Origin of the sequence: Rossellomorea vietnamensis, assembly GCF_008180415.1 — a bacterium.
Lineage (GTDB): Bacteria > Bacillota > Bacilli > Bacillales > Bacillaceae_B > Rossellomorea > Rossellomorea vietnamensis_C.
This window is the reverse complement of the sequence record NZ_VTEI01000004.1, coordinates 137,210-151,440: the sequence shown is the minus strand read 5'-3', so window position 1 is coordinate 151,440 and position 14,231 is coordinate 137,210. Positions and strand designations below refer to the sequence as shown.

General features: G+C 42.4%; 15 protein-coding genes and 1 pseudogene. 4 read left to right on the top strand and 12 right to left on the bottom strand.

Annotation, left to right across the window (positions count from 1 at the left end; translation table 11 throughout):
• Positions 1-107 precede the first annotated feature (107 nt).
• Complete coding sequence (locus FZC78_RS10535; protein WP_148939668.1) at positions 108-827, top strand: response regulator transcription factor; 720 nt, start codon at positions 108-110, stop codon at positions 825-827.
• A complete protein-coding gene (locus FZC78_RS10530) occupies positions 814-2,532 on the top strand; it encodes a sensor histidine kinase (RefSeq protein ID WP_148939667.1) in 1,719 nt (572 codons plus the stop codon). Before FZC78_RS10535 ends, FZC78_RS10530 begins: the two co-directional genes overlap by 14 nt.
• A gap of 1,351 nt (positions 2,533-3,883) precedes the next feature.
• Here the strand turns inward: FZC78_RS10530 and FZC78_RS10525 are convergent.
• Together FZC78_RS10525 and FZC78_RS10520 are read right to left on the bottom strand one after the other, a co-directional pair.
• On the bottom strand, positions 3,884-4,537 hold the full coding sequence (locus tag FZC78_RS10525) for an SDR family oxidoreductase (protein WP_187444891.1): 654 nt from the start codon (positions 4,535-4,537) through the stop codon (positions 3,884-3,886).
• Between the two features lie 138 nt (positions 4,538-4,675).
• Positions 4,676-5,383, bottom strand: coding sequence for a nitroreductase family protein (locus tag FZC78_RS10520; protein ID WP_148939665.1), 708 nt, complete (start codon positions 5,381-5,383; stop codon positions 4,676-4,678).
• Positions 5,384-5,614: 231 nt separating this feature from the next.
• Between FZC78_RS10520 and FZC78_RS10515 the strand changes: the two genes are divergently transcribed.
• Positions 5,615-6,439 carry an MBL fold metallo-hydrolase gene (locus FZC78_RS10515; RefSeq protein WP_148939664.1) on the top strand — a complete coding sequence of 275 codons (825 nt, stop codon included), beginning with the start codon at positions 5,615-5,617 and terminating at the stop codon, positions 6,437-6,439.
• A 64-nt stretch (positions 6,440-6,503) separates the two neighbouring features.
• Here the strand turns inward: FZC78_RS10515 and FZC78_RS10510 are convergent.
• The 4 genes and pseudogenes from FZC78_RS10510 to FZC78_RS10495 all read right to left on the bottom strand — a co-directional run.
• A pseudogene (locus tag FZC78_RS10510) lies at positions 6,504-6,632 on the bottom strand (aminoglycoside phosphotransferase family protein); the annotation flags it as partial.
• Between the two features lie 54 nt (positions 6,633-6,686).
• Positions 6,687-6,947 (bottom strand): hypothetical protein, encoded by a 261-nt coding sequence (locus FZC78_RS10505; protein ID WP_148939663.1) that lies wholly within the window; start codon positions 6,945-6,947, stop codon positions 6,687-6,689.
• Between the two features lie 16 nt (positions 6,948-6,963).
• Positions 6,964-7,596, bottom strand: a complete 633-nt coding sequence (locus FZC78_RS10500; protein WP_148939662.1) for a S66 peptidase family protein — start codon at positions 7,594-7,596, stop codon at positions 6,964-6,966.
• Positions 7,597-7,777: 181 nt separating this feature from the next.
• The gene (locus FZC78_RS10495) at positions 7,778-8,239 is read right to left on the bottom strand and encodes a GNAT family N-acetyltransferase (RefSeq protein ID WP_148939661.1); all 462 of its coding nucleotides are present in this window, start codon (positions 8,237-8,239) and stop codon (positions 7,778-7,780) included.
• A 921-nt stretch (positions 8,240-9,160) separates the two neighbouring features.
• Here FZC78_RS10495 and FZC78_RS10490 point away from each other — a divergent pair.
• Positions 9,161-9,541 (top strand): hypothetical protein, encoded by a 381-nt coding sequence (locus tag FZC78_RS10490; RefSeq protein WP_148939660.1) that lies wholly within the window; start codon positions 9,161-9,163, stop codon positions 9,539-9,541.
• Between the two features lie 65 nt (positions 9,542-9,606).
• Here FZC78_RS10490 and FZC78_RS10485 read toward each other — a convergent pair whose 3' ends face one another.
• The 6 genes from FZC78_RS10485 to FZC78_RS10460 all read right to left on the bottom strand — a co-directional run bounded on the left by FZC78_RS10485 (position 9,607) and on the right by FZC78_RS10460 (position 13,539).
• Complete coding sequence (locus FZC78_RS10485) at positions 9,607-9,828, bottom strand: hypothetical protein (RefSeq protein ID WP_148939659.1); 222 nt, start codon at positions 9,826-9,828, stop codon at positions 9,607-9,609.
• A 243-nt stretch (positions 9,829-10,071) separates the two neighbouring features.
• On the bottom strand, positions 10,072-10,797 hold the full coding sequence (locus FZC78_RS10480) for a DUF2711 family protein (protein WP_148939658.1): 726 nt from the start codon (positions 10,795-10,797) through the stop codon (positions 10,072-10,074).
• Positions 10,798-10,999: 202 nt separating this feature from the next.
• A complete protein-coding gene (locus FZC78_RS10475; RefSeq protein ID WP_148939657.1) occupies positions 11,000-11,413 on the bottom strand; it encodes an RrF2 family transcriptional regulator in 414 nt (137 codons plus the stop codon).
• A 100-nt stretch (positions 11,414-11,513) separates the two neighbouring features.
• Complete coding sequence (locus tag FZC78_RS10470) at positions 11,514-12,242, bottom strand: polymer-forming cytoskeletal protein (RefSeq protein ID WP_148939656.1); 729 nt, start codon at positions 12,240-12,242, stop codon at positions 11,514-11,516.
• Positions 12,243-12,255: 13 nt separating this feature from the next.
• The gene (locus FZC78_RS10465; RefSeq protein ID WP_148939655.1) at positions 12,256-12,903 is read right to left on the bottom strand and encodes a hypothetical protein; all 648 of its coding nucleotides are present in this window, start codon (positions 12,901-12,903) and stop codon (positions 12,256-12,258) included.
• The gene (locus FZC78_RS10460; RefSeq protein ID WP_148939654.1) at positions 12,904-13,539 is read right to left on the bottom strand and encodes a YhbD family protein; all 636 of its coding nucleotides are present in this window, start codon (positions 13,537-13,539) and stop codon (positions 12,904-12,906) included.
• Positions 13,540-14,231 lie beyond the last annotated feature (692 nt).

Genomic DNA, 14,231 nt, shown 5'->3' with positions numbered 1-14,231 from the left:
CTTAAGGCTTGCGAACCTCTTCCTTAATTTTACCTTAATTCCTATTTTTCCAATGTAGAAATTGGTATGATGTAGCTATAAATTCAGCAGAAACAGAGGTTTATAGAATGCATGATTCTAAAATTCTCATTGTGGATGATGAAGTTTCCATCGGCACAATGCTTGCCACCATTTTAAAGAAGGAAAATTTTCATTTTATAGACAGTGCCCATACTGCGGGTGACGCTTTAGCTCGCTGCCGTGAGAAGCAATACGACTTGGTTCTGCTCGATGTCATGCTTCCCGACCGCAGCGGCTTTGAGATCTGTCCGCTGATTAGGGAGACAACCGACGCTCCGATTTTCTTCCTGACAGCCCGGACTACTGATTTGGATAAGCTTTCAGGCTTTGCTTTGGGAGCGGATGATTATATTACAAAGCCCTTCAATCCGCTCGAGGTTGTCGCGCGGATCAAGGCTCATTTAAGACGGAAAGACGGCAGGGCAGCCATTGACTCTCCTCTAAAAACCTATATATTCGGCGACTTGAACGTCAACACCTCTGCCGGAGTGGTTACTGTAAAAGGCCGGAAAGTCGATCTGCCCGCCCAGGTGTATCAGCTGTTGGTATTTTTCTGCCAGCACCCGAACCAACTTTTCAGTAAAAATCAGCTGTATGAACAGGTGTGGGGCGAGGAGTTCCTTGGAGAAGACAACACGGTGATGGTCCATATCCGGAAGCTTCGCGAAAAGATTGAGGACCAGCCAAGTAATCCGCGCTATATTATCACTGTAAGGGGCTTGGGGTACAAATTCATTCCGAACGGAGACCTTCATGAACATTCATAAACGGTTTATGATTCAGCTTTTCCTGCAGCTCATGCTCATTTTCTTCTTCGTTGGCTTGTTTCTCTTCTTCCTTTTTGGGCTGATCGGGTACTTGCTTTCCGATACGGAGGCAGAATTTGATTTGCTGCAAGCTGAAAATTATTTTGTTTCGGAGAACGTTTCACTCGAGGATGGAGAAGCGACGATTTCAGAGAGACTAAAGAGACTGCTTGATGAGCAGTCCGGTACCCTCCTGGTTCTGTCAAAAGAAGGAAAAGTCCTTGGCGGCTATCCCGAACCCGAGGGCGTCTCTTTTAAGGAAGGAGAACTCGCCGGCCTGCTGCTGGAAAAAGACCCGACCCTTGACTATGCCTATTGGGAGCTCGATGAATCGGACTCCGATTCACCTTTGGTCTTTTTAAGAAAAGAGAAAGGCGAATCGCTCCTTTTACAGTCAGTGGTGGAGCAGGTTGATTGGGGGCAAGGTGAACTGGATCTGCCACAAGGAATGGCGTCCCAATTGGAGGGTAAAAATGCCTGGGTACAGCTGGTGAACTCTTCCGGGGAAGTAACGGATGAGTATCGTGCCGGAGAGAAGCGTGAGTCCTATACTCAGGAAGACATTTTGGAGCTGACTCAATCCATGGAGGAATCCGTTTCAGCTCATTACGATGGGGGTACGCAGCAAACGATCTTGATGGGGATGCCTATCCAAGGTACCGCTGCCGCATTGGAGGAAACGGTGGACAGCAAGATCGGAAGCAGCATCCTCCTGGTCGCCGTATTGATCTTCTTATTATTGCTTCTGATCACTTTTTGGTATGCCTATAAATTCGGCAATCCGCTTCTGACGATGATGAAATGGATCGAGAATCTTGGAAAAGGAAATTACCAGCAGCCCGCCAACCATGTTGATCAGCCCGTCCTGTTCAAGAAGAACGGAAAGCTCAAACGAAAATTCAAATTGTACCGCGATCTCATCACTACCCTTTCACAATTGACGGAGACACTGAAGGAGAACCAGGATCAGCGGGCAAAAATTAAAATGACCCGGGAGGAATGGATCAGCGGGATTTCACATGACTTAAAGACCCCTCTTTCCTCTATAGCCGGGTATTCGAAAATGATGGAGTCCGACGAGTACAACTGGTCACAGGCAGAGGTTCGGGAGTTTGCGGAGGTCATTGGCAGCAAGGCGTCCTACATGGGCGATCTGCTGGACGATCTGACGTTAACCTACCGTATCAAAAATGGGGCACTGCCCATCGTCCGTGAAGAAGCCAACATTACGGAACTCGTACGCAGGACCGTCATCGGGTATATGAACAACCCGGACTACTCGGATAAGACCCTTGATTTTCAAGCAGAGGACGAAAACATTTTAGCTTCGGTGGATCCCAAATGGTTTCAAAGGATCACGGATAATCTTGTTGAAAACGCCCTTAAATACAACCCTGCCGGTACCACGGTCACCGTTTCACTATCCACCATTGAAGATCATTTGTTTCAAGTGATGATCACTGATGATGGAATCGGGATGGATCAGCAAACGGTCAACAGCCTCTTTCAGAGATACTACCGCGGAACCAATACAAGCGATTCCGGAAGCGGAACAGGGTTGGGCATGGCGATCACGAAGCAATTGGTTCAGCTGCATCAGGGAAGCATTAATGTGAAAAGCAGGCCGGGGGAAGGGACTTCGATACGGATTTTGATGCCTTTTTAGGGGGGGCGGAGGGAGATAGTTAGACTGGTTCTGGCCAGCAATCCTTTGTTGGATTGCTGGTCAGAACTTTTTTATTTTTTGAGAGGCGCTTGATGAAGATAAATTGCTGCTTGGCGGCTTTTGGCCGGGCACGAGGGACACCTAACTACGAAAAACTGACTCCTAGTGTCCTTCATGCGGATCACGAGGGACACCTAACCACGAAAAACTGACTCCTGGTGTCACTCGAGCAGATCACGAAGAACACCTAACATTGAAGAATGCCTCTTTGTGTCACTCGAGCGGATCACGAAGAACACCTAACATTGAAAAATGGCCTCTTTGTGTCACTCGGGCGGATTACGAAGGACACCTAACATTGAAAATGGCCTCTTGGTGTTTCTCGAGCGGACACGAGGGACACCTAACATTGAAAAATGGCCTCTTGTGTCACTCGAGCGGATCACGAAGGATACCTAACATTGAAAAATGGCCTCTTGGTGTCACTCGAGCGGATCACGAAGGACACCTAACATTGAAAAATGGCCTCTTGGTGTCACTCGGGCGGATCACGAAGGACACCTAACATTGAAAAATGGCCTCTTTGTGTCACTCGAGCGGATCACGAAGAACACCTAACATTGAAAAATGGCCTCTTGGTGTCACTCGAGCGGATCACGAAGGATACCTAACTTCGAAAAACCGCCTCTTGGTGTCACTCGGGCGGATCACGACGGACACCTAACATTGAAAAATGGCCTCTTGGTGTCACTCGAGCAGATCACGAAGGATACCTAACTTCGAAAAACCGCCTCTTGGTGTCACTCACGCGGATCACGAAGGACACCTAACATTGAAAAATGGCCTCTTGGTGTCACTCGGGCGGATCACGACGGACACCTAACATTGAAAAATGGCCTCTTGGTGTCACTCGGGCTGATCACGAAGGATACCTAACATTGAAAAATGGCCTCTTGGTGTCACTCGAGCGGATCACGAAGGATACCTAACATTGAAAAATGGCCTCTTGGTGTCACTCGGGCGGATCACGAAGAACACCTAACATTGAAAAATGGCCTCTTGGTGTCACTCGAGCTGATCACGAAGGACACTTAACATTGAAAAATGGCCTCTTGGTGTCACTCGGGCTGATCACGACGGACACCTTACATCCCAAAAACGCGCCTTGGTGTCCCTCAGCCAAATATAAAGAAAACCTCACCGCCAACATAACAATTGGTAAGCAAACAGGCCTCACCCCCGGTACTGGGGATCAGGCCTGCTGATTTCAAGTCGATTCAAATTTTCAAAAAGAGAATAGTTACCCTCCAGCCCTCTAGATCGAGGGCATTTTAAAACATACTAACATGCCCTATTTAAGATTACCCAAAGCCTCTTTAACAGGAGTAGATCCTGTCACCACTTGGAACTCTTTCCCGATCGTCGAGTCGTCTTCCAAGGTTCCGAAAAGTACATGCGCCACGTCCTCGCGCGGAACTTCTCCTCTTTCCACTTCACTGGCGATTTCGACTTTACCGGTTCCACTGTCATTTGTGAGGAGACCAGGATGGACGATGGTGTAGTCCAAATCTGTTCCTCGCAGCCACTCATCTGCATAGTGCTTGGCAGCCACATATGGCGCGAAGGATTCAGGCGCTTCCTGTATCGCTTTGCGGGTCGTATCATAGGAGCTGACCATAACAAACCGCTTCACGCCTGCCATTTCTGCCGCTTTTATCGTTTTGACAGCACCGTCTAGATCAATCATAAGGGTTTTGTCTGCGCCAGTATGCGGGCCGGATCCGGCAGTGAACACGATGGCGTCGACTCCCTCTGCTGCTTTTGCAATATCTTCTATCTCACCTTCTAAATTCACAACCGCGGTTTCGGCACCGATTGATTCGAAATGAGAGACCTGCTCCTGTTTACGGATCATCGCTTTGGCGGTATGGCTGCCGCTGTCTTGTATCAGTCCGACTAAGTGTTTTCCGATTTGTCCGTTTGCTCCAACAACTAAAATTTTCATTGAATCCATCCTTTCTGATTTAGTTTCTATAACTAGCGTAAACGGTATACGAACCTAATGTCTAATGACCTGTTTGAAACCTTTTTTCATATAAAATTTCAGGACCTGCTCGCTGGAGTCAGGCCCTGATTTTTTTTATTAGAATCGATTCCAAGAAAGAACATCATCAAGAGGCAGACGAGTTTTCTCGAATCCAGCTTTAGTTCCTTTACCAAGAGAAAGCAGCATAACCGGCTCATAGCTTTCAGGTACATTGAAAGCTTCCACAAATTGAGCTTCATCGTAGCCGCCCATTGGCACAGTGTCATAGCCTTTCGCTTTCGCTGCAAGCATTAATTGATTTGCGACAATTCCACCGTCAATGTGAGCGATTTTCGCTAAGCGCTCTTTAGGGAAGTTTCCGTAGTTATCGAAAATGCTGTTGACGTACATGTCTTTGACGTCTTCAGGCATGTTGCCTCTTTCAGCAATTTGAGTGTAGACTTGATCAGCTTTTTTGTAGGCTTCACGATCACCAAGGATGGCGATGACAACTGAAGCATCTACGATTTGCTGCTGATTATTAGCGATAGGAAGCAGCTTCTCTTTTTCCTTCTGATCTTCAATAACTAAGAATCTCCAGGATTGAAGATTGCTGGATGAAGGCGCCAGCACAGCTGTTTCCAGAAGTTCACGGATTTCACTTTCTTCTATTTTAAAATTCGGATCATATTGGCGTACGGAACGGCGCTCTTTCGCCACTGTCAAAAAGTCCGTGTCCTCCAACTGCTTCGGTGCTTCTTTCGTTGTATCAAGTTCTTTCGCTTTATTTAAATATTCTTCTTTGCTCATTGTTTTATCAGACATAACAATATCCTCCTTTAAACTGTAACTTTCACAAGAACAGTATAAAACTTAAACTGTTCCTTTGTCAACTACAGTTAATCAAAGAAAAAAGAGGACACACTCAACACCCAACCTTGGCAGTGAAAAATGTCATCTACGACTAAAGTTGTACAAAGCTTCAGATTAATTAAGGAGGTATATATCCCAGAGTTTCAATAAACTTGAAATAATAAGATTTCAGGAGGCAGATTAATGGAAAAGTATATTTGTACTACTTGTGGAGTTCAATTTTCCGAAAGTAATAGCGAACCTAAACATTGTCCTATATGTGAGGAAGAAAGACAGTATGTAAACCCGAATGGGCAAAAATGGACTACTCATCATGATTTAATTACTAGTGGTAAGTATAAAAACATTATTACAAAGGAAGAAGAAGGGCTATATAGTATAACAACATCCCCAAAATTGGGAATTGGACAGACCGCTTATTTAGTAGTAGATAATGGGTCTAATATCCTTTGGGATTGTATAACATTCCTGGATCATGAAACCATTCAGTTTATAAACTCTATAGGTGGAATCGATGCAATAGCACTTTCTCATCCTCATTATTATTCAAGACAGGTTGACTGGGCCAAAACATTCAATGCGCCAATATATATCCACCAAGATGATCAAGAATGGATAATGGAACCCAATGAACACATACACTTTTGGGAGGGTGAAGAAAAAAAGTTAAGTAAAGGGTTGAAATTACATCGTTTAGGAGGTCATTTTAAAGGCGGGGCAGTTCTTCATTGGAGAGAGGGAAACCAAGGCAGAGGAATTCTTCTAACCGGAGATATCATACAGGTTGTAGCAGATACTAACTGGGTAAGTTTTATGTACAGCTATCCGAACTTAATTCCACTCCCGGCAAGTAAGGTTAAAGACATAGCCAATAAGGTGAGTGCGTTACCATTTAATAAGTTATATAACGCTTTTCATAAAGTGGTAAAAGAGGATGCAGATAAAGCTGTTCAAAGATCGGCCATTCGTTACATCCAAGCACTTGATGGTCAGTTATTCACTACATAATAGTTGTTTCTTCCGATAGGGGGCTTTTCTTCAATAAGGAGATCAGCCTCTTCTTTCGGAGGTATGGTGCATAACTGAAGCCCTTGCTCTCTAAATGCTTTAACAGCTTATGGCTCTTGTGGCTGTTCTTACTTAATTCACGCCTGACAGTATCTCCCACCCTATAAACGTTGGAAACATTTCCTCCTGTCAGCCTTTTTTCATTTTTTGTCTAACACCAAAGACTCCTCCTTAAACAACTGCGGACCTATGGTAAATCAATTTGTAGTCCGAATTCACGCTTTGCATCCTCCCCTGAAACATATCCTTCTTCACTGTTCAACTGCTTTTGTTCTTCATCTGTTAAAGTTTCATCATCACTATCTAACTCATCGATGTCTTGCCAAGATTGTGGTTTCTTATTCTTTGAACGTTCGACCAAGAACTCAATAAAGTCCAAGGCTGCTTTTTTATCTTCCTTGCTTAAAGAGTCCATTATTCTAAATAAATCCTCTTTACGAACAGACATTTCATTCACCACCTTTTTATGAAACACCTTTAGTATTATCATAAACCATTTCCGCATTCACTTGATAGGGTGTTCCCAGCCCATTGGTGAGCAGAGTTAAATTCCCTCCGACCAATCGTCCCTCTCCTGTTCCAGATGTAATCGGGTTCAATGGCGAATTTCTAGAATCATAGGTTAAAGGTTCGCCTGTAAACAAAGATAAAATGGACGATTCTGTTTCTCTGGTCCTTTCGTCATCATTCAAGTCGGATGCCACCATCGGTCCGTGAAGTGTAACTAAATCACTGAAGTTTTGAATGGCATTAAGCAGATATGTAATATCACTATATCCCCAGAATATCTTAGGATTTCTTTTTACCATTGCATAATCGATCATAGGAGCGATTCTAGCTGTTCCAAATCCTCCATTGGCACAAAAAATGCCGCTGATAGCAGGATTTCTAAAGGCTTCGTGCAAATCAGTAAGCCGCTTTCGGTCCATGGTGTCCATGTCTTCCTCCACATCGAACACGTGTCGTCCAAGGACGACATCAAGCCCCATCTCTTCAAGTACCCGTTTTCCTTGTGTCAATTGCTCTTTGTCAGTCTGGCCAGCTGGTGCAATAATTGCTACTTGGTCACCCTTTTTCAAAGCACGAGGTTTGATCATACCCTTACCTCCTCTTCCTTCCTATGAATGTTCCAACTTTAATAAACCCAATAATTGAAAATAAGTTCAGCATACTCTACTGTTAAGAAATAAACGAAACCCAAGTTGATTGAGATTCCCTATATTCTGTTAACCTCCCTTTACTGGAACAAAGGGGCTCTTATTCAGCAAACGTCAGCGTTCAAGAAGGAAAGTATTCCATTGGCTCAGTACAATGAACGTAACCATTTTTCTTGTAATAATTAATGGCTTCATCACTCGGCCATACAATGACAAACTCATATTCATTCTCTTTTATCCAATCGTTTATTGTACTTAATACTTTACTTCCAACACCTCCATTTCGATATTCTGGAATGGTGTATACGTTGGTCATATATGCAAATGGATGAGTAACCCTGCCCGGCCTTGGCACTTTTTGTATTAATTCTATGTATATATGGGAAACAATTTTTCCCTTGTCCTCAGCAACCCAAATAAACCACTGGCTGCTTTTTAGTGCATCCTCTAAGAATATTTGACATTCCCTTTCAAACTCTTCATAGGAATCGTCTTTTTTGCCCTCATCAAACTCAAGGGTATTATCCCATCTCATTTTTATTAATTGTTTAATGTCTCTTGCTTCAGCAAGTCTAATATTCACTTAAATTCACCTCTTATATATTGTTTTATTTTTCTTATTCAGGAATGCTGCCCTTTCACTTAAATAACCAAGGATTACTTTGACCTAAATCTCTAAACTGTTTTTCCATTTTTTGATCCTCGTCAACGTCCTTATCCCATTCGAAGCCAGCCTTACCCATATAATATAGAACCTCTGCTGAAGATAGAATTCCTACACCTAACAAACCGCAATTGGTTATTTGTAATAATTTGTAATATAAATAGTTTAACATATATCATTATTAACTTGGTTTATCCTGCAAAATTTAACTTGCAGGTCTACTCCCCTCAAATTGTAGTGTGATTGTCGTATAAGATAATTTGGGTGCTAAATGACTTGTCCATTCGCAACCTGCTTCTTGAGAAGCCAAGCTTATTGGAGGATTTGTGTGATATCATTGAAAATAATGGATATTACAAAAACTGAAGAAGAATCACATGAAAATTAAATAAAAATCCTTTGTCCATGATTTGGTCAAATTAATTCTTATCAGGAGGTATCCTTTGGATTTACTAGCTCTTTTACTTTTAATTCACTAGTAAACTATTTTTAAGTTTAAAAAACAAATAGAATTTCAATACATGTTTCTTCTATTATCATTCTTCCGATAATTCCTTCTGTATCCATTGCTTGGGTAGAAATTATTAAAAGCGACTATGAATTCTGGTTTGCATTCCTTGAAAGTGGTTCATTTATCCAATTTGGTTATTAATATGTTTCGTGTCAATATAGCCTTACAGTTTTAATTATTGAGTTTCTTGTAGTAAGGAGATTCAATAAATCTTCGGTTCTTTAGGGTAGTAACGACCAGCCGTCCTTTGTGCAAGTGATGGAGTTGGTTTATTGAACAGGCAAAGAAAAAGATATGTGCGAATAGGGGTTAAATAAGGAGGGAATTCCTTGAGATTAATTATAAAAAGTATGTTCATACTTATTACTATTGTTTCACTGGCTGCTTGTTCTACAACGGAGGAACCAAGAAAAATAATAGGTGAAACTCCAAGTGAATCAAAAGGGGCATTTGCTTTTGATGATAGTCTATACACTATTGAACGCGGGAAAGTATTAGTTGAAGATGTAGGAAAAGAAATCGGGGAAATCAAAGCAATAGTAGACGAAATACAAGAGAATGGTGAAGCAGAAAAATTTGATTCCACCCTCAACTTACAGGCTGGGACTAAAATATTTGAAATTATTGAACAGGACCGGAGTAATCCTGTTGTTGCTATAAAAATTGATGGTACTTATTATGGTGCAATTTTTAATTCAACTCTAAAATAAGTTTCTTCAACAACAGGGGCTCCAAGGGGATAAAAAGGAATTAAAACGTAAAAAAACAGAGCCAATCAGGTCTGTTTTTTACTGTGTAACCTATTATTCTTTCTTTTCCTTCTGTAAAAGAAACGCCAACTATAAAAGATAGCAAGAAACAACAAATAAGGGATCCAATGATAATATCCGTCACCATAAAAAATAAGGGTGGCTCCTACAATAAACGTTGGTACTGCCAAGTAAATCCACATTCTTACTTCTTTGTTTTTAAAGCTTAATTCGAAACGTTGATTCATTTACTCCACTCCCGTTTAGAGGGACAGCCATTCAGCCAGCGCCCCTTTATTTAAGGCTGTTTTCGCGTAGATTGTTGCTTTCGGAAAAATCCCAGGAGCCGGATTCCCCCCGGATACTAAGGGATTTCTCTCTAATCGGGGAAAGCAGCTCTTTTCTTTTCGTAATTACCAGGTTATTAAGTTGAATTATGATTCGTTTCTTGGTAGTAGTATCAAATAACAACAAAGTTTACGAAAAGAGCCTTATTTAAACAATTGATATGAATCATCCTCCCAAATAAGAGGGGTATCCTTATCATAGATAATACCTTCCAGCTGAGTTTTTTCTAATAAATCCTTAGCATCTTCTTTTGCAAAAAATATAGCAGAAACTTCATCAAAGTAACAAGTAAATACAAAGTCCTCATTCTCGTCTGTTATGGTTACCGGCCCAGAAGACGAAGAAAGGCTGATTTTGATGTCAGTGTCTATTTCGGTTAATGCATATGTCTGTTTTTCCCCGTATATTGTCAGGTAATTAAGATGCTTTGCACCTTTTGAGGCAAGAATTGCAACAATATCGTCTATTAAAAAAACAGAAATCTCATCTTCCATCGGATAATATGTCTGTTTATCTAGTACTCTTTCTAAGCGTTTAGACAAATCAGGTCTTCGATAGATTTCTCTAACGCCGCTGCCAAAAGTACTTGCTATTACAGCTTTAGACGTTTCACCTAAACTATCGAAACCACACTTTTCCCTTAATGAATTCCAAGATACTGGCTTACCATATTTAAGTATATCTTCTTTAATAGGATAGTATTGATGAGGGCTGTCACTTTTATCGGATTTCCAGTCATCGGGCATTTTTATAAAAGGGAAGAATATATGTGCTGCAAATTTATAACCTGTTGGCAAATTACTTAATAAAGGATCTTTTTCAGGATGATCTCCCAGCGGGTAGAAAAATTCCATTGTTTTTTTAACCAAGAATCAATCACCTCTATTATTTTAAGAGTAAATTCGGCGTATGAAATTTCAGGATATTCATCAACAATTCTCATAATAAATTTCCCGGTTAGTTTTAGTTCTATTTTAGCACACTCTGTAAAAAATTGGTTGAACGTATAAAAAAAAGCAACGCTGCACCGCGTCGCTCATTCTGGTAATTCTATTATTATTTGAAAAGTTTCTACGACTTCATCAAATCCCTAATCGTCTTCTGCTCCAAGCCGCTCACTACCCAGCTTTCCATCTCATCTCGCAGCTCACCCATAGATTCACGCGTACAGGGAGCAAAGCACTCTTTGCTTTCTACATCGAAGAATCCTTTAGGAAACGTTTCCGACCTCATCGCTTCATACACGTCAGACAGCTTGATGTCTTCAGGTTTTTTCACAAGATAATAGCCGCCGTCCCGGCCTTCCTTCGCCTGAATCAGCTCTTCTTTTACCAGATGTCTTAATATTTTTCTTAAAAAAACTGATTTGGAATTAAGCTTTTCTGCCAATTGGCCGCTTGGACAGAGTCCTTCATTGCTGGCCATGACCACCAGCGCCTGAATCGCCATGCCAAACCACTTTACACTCGTTACATTTTCGCTCATTGTGTCACCTCATCTCCCTTTATTTTGAGACATTCCCCATGAAAAGTCAAAATGGTTGGGGAAGATGGTAGGTGATTTTACTGGAAAAATCAGATCTGAGTTATTCCAGCTTCGTACTTTTGCCTACCTTCGCCTTTTCCGACACCTGCAGATCATTTCCGTATTCAACTAGCTCAATTTCACAGCCGGGACCAATCTCTACGTTATTCCCACGGACCACTTTTGCCTTGGTGTATTCAAGATTGATAGAGTCGCCTTCGATGAGCTCTGCCTGCAGTTCTTTGCTCCAGGTTTTGATGAATTTATCCAAGTTCAGGATGGAAGGCCCGGATCGTTTCACCGTGATGGTTTCTCCGCCGATTTCTTTAACCTTTGATTTTCCATGCAGTTCGATAGCCACGCGGTCGCTGTTAAGGAGGCCATCGATAGTAAAGGCGCCCTTGAGGTCGGCAGATTCTACTTCACAGTCGCCTTTCACTTTTATCATGCCTTCAAGGAGGATGTGGTCCCCCTTCAGTGATTGATCTACTTTCGCCTGTCCCTTGATTTCCATGTTCCTGAACGCTGTCATTCCGCTCACATCGGAATTTCCGTGCACTTCGATTTTTTCTGAAGTAAGGTCTCCCTGTATATTCATGCTGCCTCTGATGACGGTGTGCTCCGAGGTGATGTTTCCATATACTTTAGCAGAGCCGTTGCATTCCAGGCTTTCACAATGGACATCGCCGGTAATCTTGCCGCTTCCGTTGATTTCAACCTTTGTAAACGAGCCGCCGCCTGTTTCGCTGCTCCCTGACAATATCAGAGCTTCTTTTTCTTCGTGGTTCATTGATAATCCCCCTTTAAATCTTTTTAGCCTCTAAAATTGTTTTATCCTTATTGATGAACGTCGACCGATATTCCACCTTCTCGATATGACAGCCCGGCCCGATTTCAACGTTGCTGCCCCTGACCATTTTGGCTGTGGTGTTCTCTAGATAGATGCTGTCGCCTTCGATTAATTCTGCTTGCAGGGTTTGAGGGCGGCTGAAAAAACTTCTGCACTTCACCTTGATCATCTCTCCGCCAATTTCAACTGCCTTGCTCGGTGCTCCTTGCAGGTTGATGATCAGCTCCCCGACATTCAACAGGCCATTTATATTTACGCCGCCTTTTACGTGAAGCTTTTCCAGCTCGGCATTTCCTAAACTATTCAGAAACCCTCTCACAGTACCGGTATTTGCCTTTAAAGAGCTTCCGACATTCAGCTCACCGATGATGTTCAGCTCATTGCTGCTTAATTCTTCGTCGATGGTCAGTTTTCCCGTCACCTTCAACTGATTGATCGCAGCCTTCCCCTTTACATGGCCTTCACCCGTCACCTTTGTTTCAACAGCACGGATATCCCCGGAAACCTTCCCCTGCCCGGTCACTTTAACCTTCTCATAATCTCCGCCCGGATAGGTTCCTTCTCCGATCACCTTCAACCGTTTCGTTCTCTCTCCGCCCATTTAAAAACCTCCCGCTGTCAACTTTTTCATCAGCCCATTTGTTTCCGAATCTATGGACAATGAAACAGCTATTTTCGTCTTCTCATCCACATAAAAGTCATTGACATTCGTCAGAAGCAACACTGTTACAACACCCATTTTTCTTAAAACCTTCAGCGAAGCCTGTTTGTCCTCCAGCTTGGAAAAATGGGCATCCAACGTCTGCAGAATCTGCTTTCCTTCTTCCCAGCCGATTTCTCCTGATTCCAAAGCTCTGTCTAAAAGATACAAGTACAAGCCGGTTTGAAAAGTGATGCTATCGAGGTTGCCAAATAGCTCTTCAAAAATAGAAATCGTGTTGGACGAAACAATGTTACCTCCGAGAAAATCTCCCTTTGTGATTTGAATATCCTTCGTCTTTGGCGTCAGAGCACCCGCCAATTCATCCAGTGACAAATGGTCCTTCAGTTCCTTAATTCTGCCGATTCTTTCGAGTATCCGTTCTTTCGGAAAAAAGGTCTCCTGCCCGGTAAACGTTGACTTTCTAATAAACCAATCCTCAGGAATCAGCTTCTTCCTCTTCCAGCGATAAAGCTGGCCATACGTAATATCCGTCTGCTCCAGCAGATCCTTCTTGGAAATCAAATCTTTATCCATGTTCTTCACTCCTTGCTCTTAACGTAACATAACACTGTTACGTTGTAAAGGTGTAACAATGCTCTCCCTTTGTATAGGTGGGTTCTTTAGGGGACTCCTATGGGACATTTGGGGTTGTTGTTTTTGCTGAAGTGTTCTTTAGAAACTTTCTATGTGACACTTGAATCCGATTTTTTGGCTGAAGTGGCCTTTAGACTCGCTCTATAGGACACTTGGGCTTCATTTTTTGCATGAAGTGTTCTTTAGGCGCTCTCTATGTAACACTTGAGATCGATTTTTTGGCTGAAGTGGCCTTTAGAAACTCTCTATGTAACACTTGGGATCGATATCTTAGCTGAAGTGGCCTTTAGAAACTCTCTATGTGACACTTGAATCCGATTTTTTGGCTGAAGTGTTCTTTAGACTCGCTCCATAGGACACTTGGGCTTGTTTTTTTTCACGAAGTGGCCTTTAGACGCTCCCTATAGGACACTTCGGCTTCATTTTTTGCATGAAGTGTTCTTTAGAAACTCCCTATGTCACACTTCAACCCGATTTCTTTGCTGAAGTGGCCTTTAGAAACTCTCTATGTCACACTTCAAATCGATATTTTGCATGAAGTGGCCTTTAGAAACTCTCTATGTCACACTTCAAATCGATATTTTGCATGAAGTGGCCTTTAGGCGCTCTCTATGGGTCACTTGGGCTCGGTT